Here is an 18122-nt window from a genome sequence, read left to right as displayed (position 1 = left end):
ATGAACCGACGTTTCATACCGGTGTTCACGCTGAGAATTACCTGTGCGTTGCTGCTGTCGCACCTGTCCATCGGGCTGGCCATGGCGGCTGCGAGCAATTGCGCCAACCTGGCTCAACTGCCCGCCGCGTTGTCCGTAGGCGAGGGCCTGCAACAGGAACTGCAATCGCCGGTGGCCATAACACGCCTGGCCATTGGCGATCCGAAAATCGCTGACGTTCATCTCAATGGCGATCGGGGTTTCCTGCTGACCGGCGTCGGCCCCGGCACCACCAGCCTGATGGTGTGGACCGCCTGTTCGACCACCCCGCGCCAGAGCATGGTGTTCGTCAAGGGCAAGGCCAATACCGCTTTGACCAGTCTTTCGCTGTCGCCCGCCGATGATCCTTTGCTGCCCAGCCAGGTACAGACCGATATCCGCTTCGTCGAAGTCAGCCGCACCAAACTCAAGGAGGCCAGCACCAAGATCCTGGGCATCGGCAACAACTTCTTCCTCGGCAGCCCCAACTTGCTGTCCCCCACGCCCAGCACGTTCAAGCTGCCGGTGAGCACCGACAACTTCAACATCGGTTTTGGCGGCGGCCGCGTCTCGGCGATGATCAACGCCCTGGAAAGCAGCGGCTTTGCCTACACCCTCGCGCGGCCGAGCCTGGTGGCCATGAGCGGGCAAAGCGCAACCTTCCTCGCCGGCGGCGAAATACCCGTGCCAGTGCCGAGCAGCGGCAGCGATACCATCTCGATCGAATACAAGGAATTCGGCATTCGCCTGACCCTCACCCCGACCGTGATCGACCGCAACCGCATTTCCCTCAAGGTGGCGCCGGAGGTCAGCGAACTGGATTACACCAACGCAGTGGTCATCGAAAATATCCGCGTGCCGGCCCTGACCATTCGCCGCACCGATACCAGCGTGTCCCTGGCCGACGGCGAAAGCTTCGTGATCAGCGGCCTGATCAGCAGCAACACCACCACCAGCATCGCCAAGTTCCCAGGCCTGGGGGACATCCCGATCCTGGGGGCGTTCTTTCGCGACTCGTCGGTCCAGCGCGAGGACAAGGAACTGCTGATGATCGTCACGCCGCACCTGGTGCAACCGCTGGCGGCCAATGCCCGACTGTCGGCGCTGCCCGGTGAAAAAATGCGCAACTACGACCCGAACTGGTACCGCCTGTTCTTCCTGGAAAACGGTAATTTTGACCGCCTCAACGGGTTGTCCCAATGAGCGATCACCTGAGCCAGACCTTCCTGGCAATTACCCGTAATACCACCGACCTCGAATGGCTGCAGGGCGCGCTGGCGCCCCTCGGCCAGGTGGTCAGCGCCGGCAGCGGCACCCTGGATGAGCTGCTGGCCCTGGTCGATGTGACCTTCGCCAACCTGGTGTTCATCGGCCTCGATCGCGAGCATCTGGTGGCCCAGAGCGCGCTGATCGAAGGCGCACTGGAAGCCAAGCCGATGCTGGCGATCGTCGCCCTCGGCGACGGTATGGACAATCAATTGGTGCTCAACGCGATGCGCGCCGGGGCGCGGGACTTCGTCGCCTACGGCTCGCGCTCCAGCGAAGTCGCCGGGCTGGTGCGCCGCCTGAGCAAGCGCCTGCCTGCGGTCACCACTCACACCCATCTGGGCGGCCTCTCGGTGCTGTACGGCACCCAGGGCACTTCCGACGGCGCGCTGCTCAGCAGCCATCTGGCGCTGGTGGTGCAAAAGAGCGGCCAGCAAACGCTGTTGCTCGACCTCGGCCTGCCACGCGGTGACAGCCTGGCGCTGCTGGGCCTGGAAAGCTCGTTCAACTTCGGCGATGCCCTGCGCCACCTGAGGCGGCTGGACGCGACCCTGATCAACAGCGCCTTTACCTCAGCTGAAGACGGCCTGCGCATGCTTGCCTACGCGCCCAACGATGAGCTGCTGGAGCACACCAGCGCCGCCGAGCTGTACATGTTGCTCAGCGCACTGCGCCAGCACTTCCAGCACATTGTGGTGAACCTGGTCGGCCAGCCGGACAGCGACGCCCTGCGCACCTTTGTCAGCCATTGCGACAAGCTGCTGTGGTGCACCGACCAGAACGTGCTGGACTGCCGGCGCAACCTGGCGGTGCTGAACCATTGGCGCGAAAAAGGCATGAAGCTCGAACACGCCAAGCTCTTGATCGATGGCTACCTCAAAGGCTGCGCGCCTGACGCCGAAGCGCTGGGCAAAAGCTTTGGCCTGGAAGTGATTGCGGTGTTGCCACTGAGCGCGGAGCTACGGCTGAACGCCAAGAACCAAGGGCAAACCCTGTTTGCGCTGGCGCCGCGCGAAGCCCTGACGCAAGGGCTCAAAACCCTCGGCGAGCGCCTGGCGAAACGCTCGCAGGACCCCACCGCAAAACCGCCCAGCCGTTGGCTGGAGCGTTTGCTGGGAGCCGCTAAATGACCAGTGAAAAACTCTTCGGCGCACCCGCGCGCGGCGTGGCTGGCAACACCGATCACGACGGTTTGAAGCTGGTGCTGCATCGCTACATCATCGATGCCATCGAAGAATCCGGACTGAATCTGCTGGAAGGCTCGCGCCAGTCCCTGGCGCAATTTGTCATCGACAAAGTGGCCGAGTACATCAACCGCATGCACCTGGCGATCTCGCGCTACGAGATGGAGCGCCTGGCCGAAGAAATCGTCGACGAACTGACCGGCTTCGGCCCGCTGGAAGTGTTGCTGCGCGATCCGTCCGTCACCGAAATCCTGGTCAATGGGCCGCACCGGGTGTTTATCGAACGTGACGGTCTGCTGCATCAAAGCGATTTGCGCTTTATCGACGCCCACCATGTGGAGCGCGTCATGCAGCGCATCCTCGCGCCGCTGGGACGGCGCCTGGATGAGTCATCGCCGATGGTCGATGCGCGCTTGCCCGATGGCAGCCGGGTCAATGCAATCATTCCGCCGATTGCCCTGGACGGCCCCTGCCTGTCGATCCGAAAGTTTCGCAAGGACATGCTCAAAAGCAGCGATCTGGTGGCCATGCAGACCATCGACCAGAACATCTTCGACTTCTTCCAGGAAGCGGTGGGCAAGCGTTGCAATATCCTCATCAGCGGCGGGACAGGCACCGGTAAAACCACGCTGCTGAATATTCTCAGCCAGTTGATCAACCCCCATGAACGCCTGGTCACCATCGAAGACGTGGCCGAATTGCAATTGGGCCATCCCCATGTGGTGCGCCTGGAAACCCGCCCGCCGAATGCCGAGGGGCATGGCGAGGTCAAGGCCAGCGACCTGATCCGCAACGCCCTGCGGATGCGCCCCGACCGCATCATTCTCGGTGAAATTCGCGGGGTGGAAGTGCTCGATGTACTGACCGCCATGAACACCGGCCATGACGGCTCCATGAGTACCGTGCACGCCAACAATGCCGCCGACGCCCTGCTGCGTCTGGAAACCCTGGTGGGCCTGACCGGCCGCATGATCGCAGAAAAAACCCTGCGGCAAATGATCTGCGCGGCGCTGGATGTGGTGGTGCAACTGACCCGCCTGCCGGACGGACGTCGTTGCGTCAGCGAAGTGGTCGAAGTGGTGGGCATCCGCGAAGACGTGTACGTGACCAACACCCTGTTTCGCCATGACCGGCGCACCGGCTTCGGCTTCGTGCGTGAAGCGCTCAACCCGGCCGGCGACAAACTGCGCCGCGAACCGGTATAGCCTTGAGGGGGAATCAAGCATGACCGGGGCCATCCTGCTACTCATCTGCCTGATCCTGATCGGCCTGTCGATCCGCTCGTTCCAGCATGGCTTGCGCCGTGCCCAGACCGAACGCGTGCTGGGCCGCCTCGCCGAAGGCCAGCCGCAGCTCGCCGAAGAAAACGATTCGTGGAATCGCGTGGAACGCATGTTCCTGCGCGCAGGCCTGGGCAAACCCAGCGAAAGCCTGGGGCTGTGGCTGACGGTGTGGGGCCTGGGCGCGGTGCTCGGGTTGATCGTCGTCAGCTGGGTCGGCCTGCTGGTGATGCTGGTGCTGCCGCCGGTGCTGTTGCGCTTGTACATCGCCTGGCGTTATCAACGCCGCATCACGCGCATGATCGAACAGCTGCCGCAATTGCTCGACCACACCGTGCGCAGCCTAAAGGCCGGGCGCACCCTGGCCGATGCGGTGCTGGGCGGGATCGACGTGGCCGAAGACCCGCTGAAAAACGCCATGGGCCGAATCCAGCGCAACGTGCAACTGGGAGTCAGCCTGCCGGAGTCCGCCCACGACTTCGCCGAATTCTATGAGCGCGACGAGTTGCGCTTGTTCGCCCTGGGCTTGAAGGTCAACCACCGCTATGGCGGCAATGCCAGCGAGCTGTTGGAAAACCTGATTAAGATGATCCGCGAGCGCGAGCAAGCCGCGCGCCAGTTACGCGCCCTGACCGGCGAAACCCGGGTGACCGCCTACGTGCTCACCGCGCTGCCCATTTCCATGGTGGGCTACTTCCTGGCGGTCAACCCCGCCTACCTGATGACCATGTGGAACGACGGCACTGGCCGCATGCTGTTATTCGTGGCCCTGGGTATGCAGGTGCTCGGCTGCTTCGCCCTGTGGCGCATGTTGCGGAGCGTATGAGATGGCTATTTCGCTGCTGATCAGCGCCGTGTTGTTGCTGGCCGCCCTGGCGCTGCTCCTGGCCAACCTGGTCAAACATCGGCGTGGTCAGCGCCTGGTTGCCCAACGCCTGCAGGGCCAGTTGGGCCGCGAACACCGCCTCGGGGCGATGATGCGCCAGTTGGGCAACAGCCCCCTCGCGCAACGTTCGGTCAGCCTCGACAACGAAACCCAGACGCTGCTCAACCGCATAGGTTGGCGCACCGCCAGCCAGCGTTCGATGTTCGCCGCCTTCCAGATCGGCACGCCGGTGCTGCTGTTGGTCGTGGCCCTGATCGCTCAGCCGTTGCTGTTTCCTGAAAGTGGCTCGCCGTGGCTGCTGCCCCTGATCGCGCTGGGCGTCGGCTACCTCTTGCCCAAGCGCATCCTGGCCAGCGTGGCCAAGGCGCGTCAGCTGCGGATCTCCCAGGAAGTCTCGACCTTTATTCCGTTACTGCGGATCCTGTTCGAATCGGGCATGGCGGTCGAACAGGCGTTGCGCGTGTTGAGCATCGAAGCGCAACACCTGCTGCCGACCCTGACCCATGAACTGCGGCTGATCCTGAACCGGGTCGACTCCGGCCTGGAACTCAGTGAGGAACTGGGCACGACCGCCAGGCTGCTGGCCGTGGATGAGTTCACCGACACCTGCATCATCCTTCAGCAACTGATCCAGCAGGGCGGCGGTGCGATGAAGTCATTGCTGGCGCTCAAGCAATTGCTCGACGACCGACGCCTGACACGCATCCAGGAATTCGTGTCGAAGATGTCGGCGAAAATGTCGGTGGTGATGATGGTGTTTTTGTTTCCCGCCTTGCTGATCGTGCTCGGGGGGCCGGCCTTCATCGGTATTACCCGGGCGTTGAGTAACCTATGAGGAGCGCCCGATGAAAGCCTTGATAGCTGCTTTGAGCCTGTTGCTGCTGGGAGGGTGCGCCACCAATGGCCAAACCCCATGGGGCGCCCTGACGGCCCCCGGCAGTTGCCCCAAGCCTGGCGCCGAACACGAGTTGTCGTTGAGCCTGGCCGATGAAATGGCCAACGACGGCAAACTGCACGCCAGCCTGGCCAACCTGCAGAGTTTGCCGGCCAGTCTGCCCCAGGTGCGTCTGCGCCAGGCCAAGGCTTATCGTTTGCTCGGGCGCAGCGAGGCAGAGCCGCTGTACCGCAGCCTGCTCGGCACCTGCATGGCCGCCGAAGGCGAACACGGCCTGGGGCAACTGGCCTCGGCCAAAGGCGACAACGCCCAGGCCATGGCCCACTTGCAGCGCGCGGCGCGGCTGGCGCCCACCGACGAGAAAATCCGCAATGACCTGGGCGTGGTGTACCTCAACCAACTGCGCCTGGACGACGCGCGGTTTGAATTCATGACCGCCATGGAACTCAAGCAAAGCGACCCACTGGCAGCGATCAACCTGGTGACGCTGCTGATCTATCAAGACAACTGGAAGCAGGCCGCGCAGGTGGTCAGCCAGATGGGCCTGGGGCCCGAACAAGTCACCGAAGCCCAGGCCCGCGCCGAAAAACTCAAGGCTTCAAGCGCGACCGCCGCCAAGGCCAAGGACCAGATCGCCAGAGTCAGCGACGCCAACAGCAACCCGAGGAATTGATGATGAAACTGCCTTATCTCGCAAGCCTGGCCGTGCTGGCCTTGCCGCTCGGTGTCATGGCCATCGAGCCCGGCCCCTCCTCGCCGCAGCAGGCCGTCACGGAGAACTGGCTGGCGTTGCAGGTCAGCGGGACAGCCGCGTCAGCGACGCCACAGTCAGCCTCTGCCACCGAACGCGACGTGGCCGCACAGCGTTGGGTGGACAGTTTCAAGCATGAGATTCCGGAGTTTTTCGAGCAAAAGATCGGCGGGAAAACCCAAGGGGACAACTGAGTGGTGATCGTTGGTGATCGTTCCCACGCTCTGCGTGGGATGATCGTTCCCACGCTCCGCGTGGGAATGTAGCCCGTGACGCTCTGCGTCAGCTGTGCGCATTACCGCGGTGGGCGCGACGCGGAGCGTCGCAGGAGGCATTCCCACGCAGAGCGTGGGAACGATCACTCAGTGAGCCGTCACCCGCTGGCGCAGCGTCGAATTACTCGGCGATAACGCCAGCGCCAACTGCGTACGGTTGTGCATATGCGTCAGCCGCAGCACTTGCGACACATACAGCTTGACGGTGTTCTCCGTGATGCCCAGCTCGCAGGCAATCTGATAGTTGGTCTGCCCTTTGCCAACCAGCCTGGCCACATCCAGCTGACGCGGTGACAGCTGATTGAAGATCGCCGGAATTTCCACCGGCCCGGTTTCTTCCGTCGTGGCCTCTTCACCCTTAGGATTGCGGCGCACTTTATCGAGGTCCTGGTACAGGTCGTTGATCGACTCGGATAGAAATTGCAGCTTCTGGTTCAGGTTCCCCAGTTGCAGGTCGTTCTTGCGCTCTTGCAACGCGGCTAGCTGGCGCTGCAAACCTTCCAGCAACTCGTCCAGATTGATCGGCTTCTGATAGTAGTCCGCGATCCCGGCGCGCAGGGCCTTGATCACGTCCTGTTTGTCAGCGCGCCCGGTCAGCATGATCGCCTCGAAGACCCGCTGCCGGCCGGCCACTTTTTGCAGGGCCTGGACCAGTTCGATGCCATCCATCTCCGGCATATGCAGGTCACACAGCACCAGGCCGATCTCGGTGTCTTCGCTGAAACGTGTCAAGGCTTGCTGGCTGGACTCACACGGCACACAACGCAACCCGCTGCTTTCAAGAAATTCGCAAAGCTCTTCCACGATCAACGGCTGATCGTCGACTACAAGCACTTTTACCGCAGAATTAAGCTTGTCCACACGCTACTCCATGCCTGGCAGCCAAAAGATTGACCCATCCTTAACCACGAATATTCCTATACAACGCTTTATTAAACGTAGACGTACTTTCCAACTATGTACATAGCGTTAATCCCTTCCGTCATTCAATGAATCCAAAACCAGACAAGCGCAAATCCGACCAGCAAAAACGGCGCAAACGGCAGTTTTTTTGACGGTGCGGGCGCAAGGTGCCCCAGGCAAGCCGCAAGCCGTTGACTCATAAGCGGCCAGAGCCTTGGCGCCAGCAACAGCCACAGCCCGCTCGCCACCGCTGCGCCGATAAACGAGCCCAACAAATACTCGGCATCCGACACCAGGGCCAAGGCCGCGAGCAGCTTCACATCCCCAGCGCCAAGACGGCCCAAGGCGTACCCCGGCAAGGTCAACAGCAGCGCCAGAATAAACGCCCACAGACCTTCGCCGACGGAGGCACCGAGCCAGGTGCTGCCGGTCCAGAACAGGTAGATCCCCGCCAATACCGCAACGCCCAGCGTCAGGCGATTGGCGAGCAATCGCTGCCGCGTGTCCTGCACTGCGCAAAGCCCCAACCACAACAGCACCACCGCACCTTGGATCACGTAAAAAACATCCTTTTTTGCCGATTGATTCTATGCTGATATCAAGTAGTAGCCGTCAGGGTAGACGCGGTGATGAAAACTAGCCTCCCCCACAAACAGAAAGGCACGGCCGCGATTGAGTTCGTCGCGGTGTTCGTGATGTTCTTCGCCGTGTTCTACGGCATGGTCAGCTATAGCCTGCCGTTGCTGTTATTGCAGTCGTTCAACCAGGCCACCGCCGAGGCCGTGCGCCTGAGCGTGAGGCTGGACCCGGCCATGCCGGGCTACAGCGCTGCGGTACAAAGCACCGCCAAGAGCGCGATCAACGAACGCCTGCGCTGGATCCCCAACGCGTATAACTTCAACGCGGCGACGCAGGTCAGCACCACCTTCGTGGGTGGCCTGCTGAAGGTGCAGATCAACTACCCCTCGGCCAATCTGCAGGCGGTGATGCCGTTCATTGTGCTGCCCGGCATTGGCAGCGTGCCGCAGTTGCCGGTGACGCTGCAGGCACAGTCGAGCCTGCAATTTTGACCTCCGGGGACAAACTGTTCGGGCGCTTGCTCGGCCGGGGCAGCGCGCTGGCGATCGCGCCTGCGGCGGCGCCCTCGGCCGGTTTGCAGGTGCTGTTGGATGCCCAAGGTCGAGTGCTCGATATCAGCGGCACACTGCGCTCACACCTGGCGCCCTTTGCCGCAGGGACGCCGTTGCACGCTTTGCTGTGGGCCCATAGCGCCCTGGCAGTGGAGGGCGTTCCCGCTGACTGGCAGCGCCATAGCCTTGACCTGGATTTCCAGGGCAGCGCCGGGCAGGTGTTGCACACCCGTGGCAGCCTTGAGCCTGACGACCAAGGGTGGCGGCTGCACGCGGTGGATATCGGCGATTTGCTTGACGGGCGGCAACTGGCCGAGCAGCGCGAACAGAATCAGCAATTGGCCAGCCAGGTCAGCGAGCAACTGCGCGTGTGCAGCCTCAGCCGACTGCCCGATGTGTTCAACGAACAACTGTGCAGTGTGGCGCAGCGCTGGAAAATCCCCTGTATCGCCCTGGCGCTGCTCGATCAAGAGGACCAGGGCTGGATGATCTACAGCCAATACGCCCAGCATGACGCGCCGCTGTTCTGGCACCCCGGCCAGCGCCTCGGGACCTGCCTGGACAGCCTCAACGGCACCACCCCATTGAGCCTGCAGGCACTTTACGGGCGCGGTGAACACCCACGCTTGCACAGCGTGTTTGGCAATGCCGATGGGTTCCTCGTGCCCTACCGCGATAGCCAGGGCGTCGCCGCGTGGTTGCTGTGCGGGGCCTACAGCGGTGAACCCGACACCCGCGAGCGTGACTGGCTGAACCTCGCCGCCGCCCTCGCCGCCCCGCTGCTCAGCCGCCTGCGCGAACACCGCCATCATCTGCAACTGGAGCGCCAGGAAGCCCTGCAGGGCTTGCTGGGCACCGGCTGGTGGGAGTTGCTGCCCGCCAGCGACGAGATCCAGCTGGCGCCGCAATTGCTGCGCAACCTGGGCCCCGAAGACGGCCCGACCCGGCAAGCCCTGGACACCTGGCTCAACCTCATCCACCCCGCTGATCGCGAGGAATTGCACAGCCGCCTGCGCGACCTGCAAGCCCTTGGCAAACCCTTGCTCGCCAGCGTACGCCTCAACCGTGGCGACAGCGACCAACCACCCACCTGGTACCGCGTGCAGGGCCAGGTGCTGGGCGCGGGTGAGCAGCGTCGCTGCATCGGCTTCATGCTCGACATCAGCGACATCAAAAACCAGCAACTGCAAGCCGACGCCGCCCATGCCCGCCTGGATAACCTGATCGCCAGTTCGCCGGCGGTGATCTACGTACAGCGCTACGTGAACGGCGCCTTGCAGCCGGTGTTTTTCAGCGACAGCCTGCTGCCGCTGCTGGGCCGCACCCTCGCCGAATGCAGCCACGACAGCCTGGTGCAATGGGTCCACCCGCAAGACCGTGACCTGTATTTCCAGCGCACGCGCCAACTGTTGCGCGAAGGCAGCGTGCGCAGTCGCTATCGGGTCCAGGATAAACAGGGCGACTACCACTGGCTGCTCGACGAGGCCAAATTGCTGCGCGACGACCTCGGCCTGCCGGTGGAGGCGGTCGGCCTGTGGCTGGACGTCACCGAAGCCACGTTGGCCGCGCAACAGGTCAAGGCCAGCGAAGAGCGCTACCGCATCCTGGTGGAAGACTCCCCGGCGATGATCTGCCGCTACCGTCCGGACCTGACCCTGACCTTTGGCAATACGCCCCTGGCCAATTACCTGGAATGCCGGCCCGGGCAATTGCCGGGACTGAACCTGGGGCACTGGCTGTCGGCCGAGCAACGCGCGGCGTTTGTGCTGCGCATCCAGCAACTGACCCCGGAATTTCCCGTGAGCACGGCGCAAATCAGCCTGCAACTGCCGGGGCGCGAGCATGCCTGGTGGGTGTGGTCGGACCGTGGCGTGTTCGACGAGCACGGCCATCTGGTTGAAGTGCAGGCCGTGGGCCGCGACAACACCGAAGTGCGACGCGCCCAGCAGCAGCTGACGCAAAGCGCGAAAATGGCCACCCTCGGCGAAATGGCCACCGGCCTGGCTCATGAGATCAACCAGCCGCTGAACGTGATGCGCATGGCCGTCGTCAACGTGCTCAAGCGCCTGGGCAATGGCGACGTGCAGGTCGACTACCTGACGGAAAAACTCCAGCGCATTGACGCACAGGTGCAACGCGCGGCGCGGGTGGTGGACCATATGCGCGTGTTCGGCCGCCGCTCGGAAGTCGAGCAGCAGCCCTTCGACCCGGCGCACGCGGTGGAAGGCACCCTGTCGCTGCTCAGCGAAGGCCTGCGCGGCAAAGGCGTGGAGGTCAAACTGACCCAGGCGGACGGTTCGGTGCAGGTCACAGGTTACGCCGACCAGCTGGAACAAGTGCTGATCAACCTGATGGTCAATGCCCGCGATGCGCTGTTGAGCCTGAAGCAAAAGCACCCGGACCTGCGCCCCTGGATCGCAGTGCACACCGAACACGACAGCCGCCACGTACGCATCTGGGTCGAAGATAACGGCGGTGGCATTGACCCGCGTTTGCTGGAACGCATCTTCGAGCCGTTCTTCACCACCAAGCCGATTGGCGTGGGCACCGGGCTGGGCTTGTCGGTGAGCTACGGCATCGTCGAAAACATGGGCGGACGCCTCAGCGTCAGCAACGGCGAGCACGGCGCGCGGTTTTGCGTGGAACTGCCCAGGGCCAGCGACGTTTAAATCACCAGGTAAGCTTCGCCGGCCTGGCCGCAGCTCAGGTTGGCGCCCACGGTCACGCTTGCCAGGCTGATGCCCAGGCTGTTCAACAGGTTATTGAGGATTGGGTTGAGCAATGGGCTCAGGGCATTATTCAACACGGGCGTCACAAGGGCGGAGACACCGCTGAGCAACGACACCGTGCTTGCGATCACGCTTCCCAAAGGGTTGCTCCCCACGGGTCGATAAGCCGTGATGCCGACGCCATTGAGCGCGGCGGAAAGGCCACTCACCAAATTTGCAGCCGGCACAGCCGATTGATAACTGGGCGCAAGCCCCACATCAGGCGGCGTGGCGAACGGTGTGGTGCTGGAAAATACCAGGTTTTGCTCACTGTTGCTGCCCGCCACAGTGCTTTGCAGGTTGATCGCGATGCCGCCGCCAGCAAACGCCACACGCGGGTCACAACTGCCGATGCCAAGGATTTTGTGGCAGGTCTTGATGCCGATATCGACCAGCGGCAGAGGCGCCACGCTCATCGGCAGGGTGGAAGAAAATGCGTTGCTGATGTTGCCGACATTCAACGACGCGATCGAGCTGATGGTGTGGGCGGTCAGGCTTTTGGTGCCCGCGCTGCCCGTAGGGCAGGTGTAGCCGGTGACATAAGTGCTGGCGCCGCCGGCATCCAGCACGATCTTGAGCGGCACGTTACCCGGCACCGCAATGATGTCCAGTTGTTGGCAACCGGCGCCCAGCAGGCAAAATGCCGAGTTGATCGTGGTCACCAGGTTCAGGCTCAGCAGGCCGTTGAGCACCGGCGTCAGCGGCCCCACCAGGTCATTCACCGCCGTGGTCAAGCCGGCCACGCTGTTGAGCACCGGCAAGCTCACCGTTATCTGCGTGCGCAGTTGCGCAGTGCGCACAAAAATCCTGTTCGGGCCCAATGGGTTGGCCGCCGCGAGCATCGGATTGCCGATGGCCGACAGCTGCGGCGGCTCGATCACCTTGATTTGCGTGGTGACATTGGCCAGCCCTAACACATTGATGGGCAAAGTCACCGCCGCCCCGCTCTGGCTGCCGGCCAACTGCACAACGCCCTGGACCAGTTGGAACACCTGCAGGTTGGCATTCAGCGCAGCAGCGGTGGTGCCGGTCTGCACCTGCAGGATTGTGCCGACGGTCAGCGGCACCGGGTTGGTCGCCGCGACCTTGATAATGCCCAGCGCGGTCACGGCATTCGCCGTCAACGGGCTGTTACCCAGCACGCTGATGGCGGATTGAAGCAACTGCGAGGCGGTCACTGTGGTGTTGAGCAACTGGGTGTAGTCACCGGCGGCCACGTGCAGGTCGAGGGCCAACTGGTCGAGGTAGCTGAGCATATTGATGTTGCTGTCGAGCAAGCCATTCCAGCCGAGCACCGACACATTGACCGCGCCGCCGAGCAACCCGCTGAACACCGCGTTCAACGAGCCGGCGCTGGCGGTATCGACGCTGGTCAGGGTGCTTTTGATGCTCAACTGGGCCATCGGTGGCGTGGGCTTCGCCGCCACGGCCTTAGCGGTCAATTGGGTATTGAGACTGACCGGAGTACCGGAAAACAACGACCACACGCCGCCGGCGACACTGGTGGTGACGGTTTTGCTGACCACCACTTCGATCGCCGCTGACAGCGCCGGATTGGCCGCGAACACGCGCTGGCCGGACGCGCCGGTGGTCACGGCGCCACAACGGGTGACCAAAGTATTGCCGTTACCCACCACGAATTGATTACGAGCCACGCTTTGCGCCGCATACGCCGCTGCGCTCAGGCCGGCCGCGCAAGTGCCGTCGCGGCTGACAGCTTCCAGCGCTGCCGTGTCCGCCACCCCTTGCAGCCTGCGCTTTTCCAGGTAAAGCCGTCCGCTGTCGACCGCCAGCAACGTGAACGCCAACACCACTGCCAACACACCGACCGCCATCAAGCCGATGGCGCCGCGTTGCTTGCCATGAAGTCGGGGAGACATCGAGCACTCCTGTGCCGGCGAGTTGCCGTGCGCTTACTCTCCTTAGGGTATCGATAAGTGTAGACGCGCTGTCGGCGCAGCGCTTCTAAAGGGCAGGATCAGCGCGGCGGGTAGTTAGCGAGGATTTTGCTCACGGTGTTGCGGATGGCCGCGCTGCGGTCCTGGGGGTTCGGCGAGCTGGCCATGATTTGTTCGTCACTGCCACGCCACACCAGCTTGCCGTCCTTGCCGTCGAGTAGGTCGATCTGCAGGGTCGCCACCTTGTAAGTGATGTTGCGCGTTTCGTTGTACATCGGCGCGCCCCAATAGCCATTCCATGGCCCGCCCCAGGCACCGCCGTAGTTGGTGGTGACTTGTTGCTGGCGGTCTTCGACGATCAGGTAGGCCTGCACATTCAGGTCAGCCTTGGTGCCGGGCGCTGCTGGGCGCAGGCCGCGCTGGTCAAGCTGCTCGCCCACGGCCTGGCGGATACGTTGCTCGGTGAGGTCGCTCTTGATGCGCGGGTCATCCGGGCGGTATTGCAGCGCCGGCTCCTTCCAGGCCCAGTGACGGTAGGCGGCAAAGTCGCGGCTGGCGTCAAAATCGTGGTTGACCTGGTTGCTCTGGCAACCGCCCAGCAGCAGCACAACGGCAAGCGTAGCGATACGACGAAACATGATGGCTCTCCAACGATCGGTCCGGCTTTAAATGAGAATAGCGGTTAACGCGGAGGATACGCCGTCAGTGCCTTCTGTACCGCTTGGCGCAGCGCATCCGCACGCTCGCTCAGGCTGCCCTGGCTGCCCGTTTCCGCACTGGCGCTCCACACCGGCTGGCCGCTGCGGGCGTCAAACAGATTGACCCGCACCACCACGACCTGCACTTCATAGGTACGCACCATCGGCACCGAGTTGTACATGCCGTAGCCATTGCCATAACGGTTGTAGCCGCCATAGCCGTAGCCATAGTCATCCTGGACTTGCCGCAGGCGTTTCTCCAGGCGCACATCGGCGCTGACCAACAGGTCCGGCGCGCGATTGTCATGCAACGGGCGCAAACCGCGCTGGTCCAGTGCGCCGCTGACCGCTTCGGCAACCTGGGCCGAATCCGCCCACGCGGTGCCGGCCGGCAACTGGCCGTTACGCCAGGCCCAATTGCGGTAGGCACCATAGTCGCGCACCGGCGCCGGGTAGGCACTGGCATCGAAGGTCGTGGCCGCTTGCGCCGGGGCCGGTGGCATCGGCGCCGAAGCGGCAACATAAGGGTTAGGGCTGGAACAGGCGCCTAACCCGAGAGACAACAGGAGCAAACCGAGACGACGCATTTCGACCTCCGCAGGCTGGGCCGCTTAAACCGGACGGCACACCCAGTGCAAATAACGCCCAAGTCCGGCAAAGCTTGGGTGACGACGGTGAGCGAGCTCCATCTCGAGCAAATCCTGCAGATCGGCGCGCGCCTGGAATTCCACCGGCATATAGTCGTGGAACACGCGCACGCCACTCTGGCTTTCGACCTGCCACAGCCCTTCGAGTTGCGCCGCCAATTCCCGCGGGTCCAGTGGCTGCTGCGGCGTGAGGCTCTGCTTTTCGCCGGCCATATCGTTCTTGCGCATCTTGCGAAAGTGGCCCTTGAGCAGGTTGCGGTAGATCAGCGCGTCGCGGTTGTAAAACGCCAGGGACAGCCAGCCGCCGGGCAGCGTCAATTGGTGCAGCACCGGCAGGATCGCGTGGGGTTCGGCCAGCCATTCGAGCACCGCATGGCACAGCACCAGGTCGTAGGGCTCGGTGAGTTGGCCGAGCAAGTCTTGCCAGGGCGCGTGGATGAACGTGGCGCTCTGCCCGGCGTCGGCGAAACGCTGGCGTGCGCCTTCGAGCATGGGCTCGGCGGGCTCGGCCAGGGTTACCTGATGGCCGCGTTCGGCCAGCCACAACGACATGTGCCCCAACCCCGCGCCGATATCCAGTACGCGCAACGGGCGGTCCGGCAGGGCCTCGGTAAGATCGGCCTGCAACACTGCCAGGCGAATCGCGCCCTTGGCGCCACCATAGATCTTCTCGGCGAAACGCGTGGCCAACTGGTCGAAATGCCGATCACTCATGGGCAAACCGCCGTTCGCTGTCGGCCAGTTTGGCGCGCACCACCTCGTTCATGTCCAGGCCCAGCTCACTGCACAGCAACAGCAGGTACAGCACGATGTCACCGACTTCCTGGCCGGCGTGAGCCAGCTTATCGGCGGGCAATTGGCGCGACTGGTCTTCGCTCAGCCATTGGAAGATCTCCACCAGTTCGGCCATTTCCACACTGGCGGCCATGGCCAGGTTTTTCGGGCTGTGGAACTGCTTCCAATCGTTGGTATCGCGGATGCGGTGCAGGCGTTCGGTGAGGTGTTCGAGGTTCATTGGGGGCTCCTGAATGGGTATAGCTTCAGGGGGATGGAGATTGAAGGCAAGTGAATAGCGGTGGTGGGCTTGAGGATGCCATCGGGGGCTTGCCCCCGATGAGGCCCTAATCAACCACACTGAACTCAAGCCTGGCAGTTTGCCCCGCCTCATCCAGAACACTCAGTTGATAACGGCCCAATCGCTCGAAACTGGCATTGATGAAATCCTGGTTGGCACTGTCACCCAAAGGCGCCCCGTTAAGAAACCACCACCGCCGCCCGCTACCGCCCAGGGCGGAGATTTTCAGGCGTAGCGCCTGTTGACTGGCAGCGGGCAGACGCAGTTGATCGCCCTCGCGCACGCCCACAATAGACAACGGCGAAGCGGCGGCCAAGGCCGGCGGCGGGCAATCCGGGTCGGCTGCCGGGATGCGCGCTTCGCGGCGCTCCGCCCTGGGCAACCAAGGCTCCAGCGGCGCCGGCCACAGGGCGATATTGTTCGCTTCTGCGCCGGGGCAATGGGCATCGACGCGTAACCCTTTGGCGTTGACCCAAAGGTTTTCCATCAACCCCACGCTCAGGGGTTGGTCCAGCGCCTGCAAGGTCGGCGGCGTGGTGTTGTCCAGTGTCCAGGCAAAGCGCTGGCGACGGCAATTGGGATCGCTGCGACTCATCGGCTGGCCCAGCGGCCAACAGATGGCCGCCACGCCGACATTGGCCGGCACCGGTTTGACGGCTGCGCTGATGCCGCGCTGGCTGTCGCGGTTGGCCAGCACGTCATGCACCTGCAACATCAACGGCGCTGCCGAGGCCAGGCCAAACTGCCCCGGCACCGGCGTGCCGTCTGGTCGACCGATCCAGACGCCGATCAGGTAACGCGGGCCGACACCAATCGCCCAGGCATCGCGAAAGCCATAACTGGTGCCGGTTTTCCAGGCCAGCGTCGGGCGTTGCACGAGTTCGGCCCGTGGGTCGCGGTCGGGGCGCGCCTGGCCGCTGAGAATACGCCGCACGATCCAGGCCGCTCCCGGCGACAATAATGGCCGCTCCCTCAGCGCGTCATCCGGCTGCAAGCGCAGGGTGGCGCTCTTGCCGTCGCGGGCGAACGCACTGTAGCCGCTGACCAGGTCTTCCAGGCGGCTGCCCGCGCCCCCCAGGATCAGCGCCAGGTTCGGTTCGGCCAATGCCGGCAACGCCAGCGGCATGCCGCCGATCCGCATCTGCGCGGCGAAGCGTTTCGGCCCGTAGGCTTCCAGCAATTGCACTGCCGGCAGGTTCAGCGAGCTGGACAGCGCCGTACTCGCCGGCACCGCCCCGGTAAAGCCCATGGAGAAATTGCCCGGCCGGTAATCGCCGTAACGTCGCGGCACGTCCTGCAGCAGGGATTCGGAATGAATCAAGCCATCGTCCAGTGCCATGCCATAGAGAAAGGGTTTCAAGGTGGAACCGGGCGAGCGCAGCGCGCTGATCATGTCCACATGCCCATAGCGCTTGGCGTCATTGATATCCACCGAGCCGAGGTAGGCACGCACGGCCATGGTCTCCTCCTCGACCACCAGGATCGCAGCGGAGGTATGTTCGGGCAAACGTGCGCGCCAGCCCAACAGCAGGTCTTCCAGACGGCGCTGCAACGTGGCATCCACCGTGGTGCGGATCAGCGGCGGGCTGTCGGGACGGTTCAAGCGCCGCGCGAGCAACGGCGCCAGGCTCGGTTCCAGGCGCGGCGCGAGCAGCAGCGGTTCTTCCAGCGCCTCATCCACCGCCGATTGCGGCCATACCTGGAACTCGGCGAGGCGGCGCAGCACTTTGTCGCGGGCCTGCTGGGCGCGCTGCGGGTGACGGTCCGGGCGCAAGCGGCTCGGTGCCTGAGGCAATACCGCGAGCAGGGCCGCTTCGGCGTGGGTCAATTGCGCCGGGGATTTACCCAGATAAGCCCAGCTGGCCGCCGCCACGCCCTGCAGCGTACCGCCGAACGGTGCGCGGTTCAGGTACAGGTTGAGGATCTGCTCCTTGGACAGGTGCCACTCCAACTGCGCGGTACGCCACAGCTGACGCAACTTGCCGAGGAAGGTACGCGAATGCGGATCGAGCAAACGCGCCACTTGCATCGATAACGTACTGCCGCCCGACACCACCCGTGCGCCGCTCAGGTTCTGCCACGTCGCCCGCGCCAATGCCAACGGATTTATCCCGGGGTGCCGATAGAACCAACGATCTTCGTAGGTCAGCAACGCGTCCAGGTAATACGGTGAGACTTCGCTGGTTTGCACTGGATAGCGCCACACGCCATTGGCATCGGCAAAGCGCCACAGTGGTGTGCCATCCTCGGCCAACACCACCCGGGCCAGGTCGTCCTGGGGCAACGGCAAAGGCCAGATACGGTCGGCCAGCCATAGCAGGGCAATCACCAACAACAGGCTCAGCAGTGTCCAGCGGGCAACAAAACGCAAATTCAAGCGGGCAAACCTCTATGCTTGTAGGGAACTCGCCTGACGCCACAACGACCAAAGGCACAGTTACGCCCACC

At 63.4% G+C, this 18122-nt stretch carries 17 protein-coding genes; 9 read left to right on the top strand and 8 right to left on the bottom strand.

The window, feature by feature from the left end:
- Genes C4J90_RS03285 through C4J90_RS03255 form a run of 7 tightly spaced genes read left to right on the top strand, consistent with a single transcriptional unit; the run spans nt 1 to nt 6474 of the window.
- Nucleotides 1–1221, top strand: a complete 1221-nt coding sequence (locus tag C4J90_RS03285) for a type II and III secretion system protein family protein (RefSeq protein WP_124419214.1) — start codon at nt 1–3, stop codon at nt 1219–1221.
- On the top strand, nt 1218–2414 hold the full coding sequence (locus C4J90_RS03280; RefSeq protein WP_124419213.1) for a pilus assembly protein: 1197 nt from the start codon (nt 1218–1220) through the stop codon (nt 2412–2414). The genes C4J90_RS03285 and C4J90_RS03280 overlap by 4 nt, the downstream gene beginning before the upstream one ends.
- Nucleotides 2411–3673, top strand: coding sequence for a CpaF family protein (locus tag C4J90_RS03275; protein ID WP_124419212.1), 1263 nt, complete (start codon nt 2411–2413; stop codon nt 3671–3673). The genes C4J90_RS03280 and C4J90_RS03275 overlap by 4 nt, the downstream gene beginning before the upstream one ends.
- Before the next feature lie 19 nt (nt 3674–3692).
- The gene (locus C4J90_RS03270; protein ID WP_124413749.1) at nt 3693–4574 is read left to right on the top strand and encodes a type II secretion system F family protein; all 882 of its coding nucleotides are present in this window, start codon (nt 3693–3695) and stop codon (nt 4572–4574) included.
- A gap of 1 nt (nt 4575) precedes the next feature.
- Nucleotides 4576–5469 (top strand): type II secretion system F family protein, encoded by an 894-nt coding sequence (locus C4J90_RS03265; protein WP_124413748.1) that lies wholly within the window; start codon nt 4576–4578, stop codon nt 5467–5469.
- 10 nt (nt 5470–5479) lie between these two features.
- Nucleotides 5480–6202 (top strand): tetratricopeptide repeat protein, encoded by a 723-nt coding sequence (locus tag C4J90_RS03260; protein WP_124413747.1) that lies wholly within the window; start codon nt 5480–5482, stop codon nt 6200–6202.
- A 2-nt stretch (nt 6203–6204) separates the two neighbouring features.
- Nucleotides 6205–6474 (top strand): DUF3613 domain-containing protein, encoded by a 270-nt coding sequence (locus tag C4J90_RS03255; protein WP_124419211.1) that lies wholly within the window; start codon nt 6205–6207, stop codon nt 6472–6474.
- 168 nt (nt 6475–6642) lie between these two features.
- On the opposite strand, the gene C4J90_RS03250 is transcribed toward C4J90_RS03255, so the two are convergent.
- Both C4J90_RS03250 and C4J90_RS03245 read right to left on the bottom strand, forming a co-directional pair.
- Nucleotides 6643–7416 (bottom strand): response regulator transcription factor, encoded by a 774-nt coding sequence (locus tag C4J90_RS03250; RefSeq protein ID WP_124361114.1) that lies wholly within the window; start codon nt 7414–7416, stop codon nt 6643–6645.
- A 125-nt stretch (nt 7417–7541) separates the two neighbouring features.
- Complete coding sequence (locus C4J90_RS03245; protein ID WP_177413022.1) at nt 7542–8012, bottom strand: prepilin peptidase; 471 nt, start codon at nt 8010–8012, stop codon at nt 7542–7544.
- A gap of 75 nt (nt 8013–8087) precedes the next feature.
- Here C4J90_RS03245 and C4J90_RS03240 point away from each other — a divergent pair, with 75 nt between their 5' ends.
- Both C4J90_RS03240 and C4J90_RS03235 read left to right on the top strand, forming a co-directional pair.
- A complete protein-coding gene (locus C4J90_RS03240; protein ID WP_124419210.1) occupies nt 8088–8528 on the top strand; it encodes a TadE/TadG family type IV pilus assembly protein in 441 nt (146 codons plus the stop codon).
- Nucleotides 8525–11257 carry a PAS domain-containing sensor histidine kinase gene (locus C4J90_RS03235; protein ID WP_124419209.1) on the top strand — a complete coding sequence of 911 codons (2733 nt, stop codon included), beginning with the start codon at nt 8525–8527 and terminating at the stop codon, nt 11255–11257. Before C4J90_RS03240 ends, C4J90_RS03235 begins: the two co-directional genes overlap by 4 nt.
- Here the strand turns inward: C4J90_RS03235 and C4J90_RS03230 are convergent.
- From C4J90_RS03230 to pbpC, 6 genes are all read right to left on the bottom strand, one after another.
- Nucleotides 11254–13236 carry a pilus assembly protein TadG-related protein gene (locus C4J90_RS03230; RefSeq protein WP_124419208.1) on the bottom strand — a complete coding sequence of 661 codons (1983 nt, stop codon included), beginning with the start codon at nt 13234–13236 and terminating at the stop codon, nt 11254–11256. The genes C4J90_RS03235 and C4J90_RS03230 overlap by 4 nt on opposite strands.
- Nucleotides 13237–13334: 98 nt before the next feature.
- Nucleotides 13335–13892, bottom strand: a complete 558-nt coding sequence (locus C4J90_RS03225; RefSeq protein WP_124413740.1) for a DUF4136 domain-containing protein — start codon at nt 13890–13892, stop codon at nt 13335–13337.
- 44 nt (nt 13893–13936) lie between these two features.
- The gene (locus tag C4J90_RS03220; RefSeq protein ID WP_124369448.1) at nt 13937–14539 is read right to left on the bottom strand and encodes a DUF4136 domain-containing protein; all 603 of its coding nucleotides are present in this window, start codon (nt 14537–14539) and stop codon (nt 13937–13939) included.
- A 24-nt stretch (nt 14540–14563) separates the two neighbouring features.
- On the bottom strand, nt 14564–15313 hold the full coding sequence (locus tag C4J90_RS03215; protein WP_124419207.1) for a methyltransferase: 750 nt from the start codon (nt 15311–15313) through the stop codon (nt 14564–14566).
- Nucleotides 15306–15614, bottom strand: a complete 309-nt coding sequence (locus C4J90_RS03210) for a MazG-like family protein (RefSeq protein ID WP_048723087.1) — start codon at nt 15612–15614, stop codon at nt 15306–15308. Before C4J90_RS03210 ends, C4J90_RS03215 begins: the two co-directional genes overlap by 8 nt.
- Nucleotides 15615–15720: 106 nt before the next feature.
- On the bottom strand, nt 15721–18051 hold the full coding sequence (gene pbpC, locus C4J90_RS03205; RefSeq protein ID WP_124419206.1) for a peptidoglycan glycosyltransferase PbpC: 2331 nt from the start codon (nt 18049–18051) through the stop codon (nt 15721–15723).
- Nucleotides 18052–18122: the final 71 nt, after the last annotated feature.

The sequence above is a fragment of the Pseudomonas sp. R2-60-08W genome, from assembly GCF_003852335.1.
GTDB lineage: Bacteria > Pseudomonadota > Gammaproteobacteria > Pseudomonadales > Pseudomonadaceae > Aquipseudomonas.
This window is presented reverse-complemented; position numbering and strand designations above follow the sequence as displayed.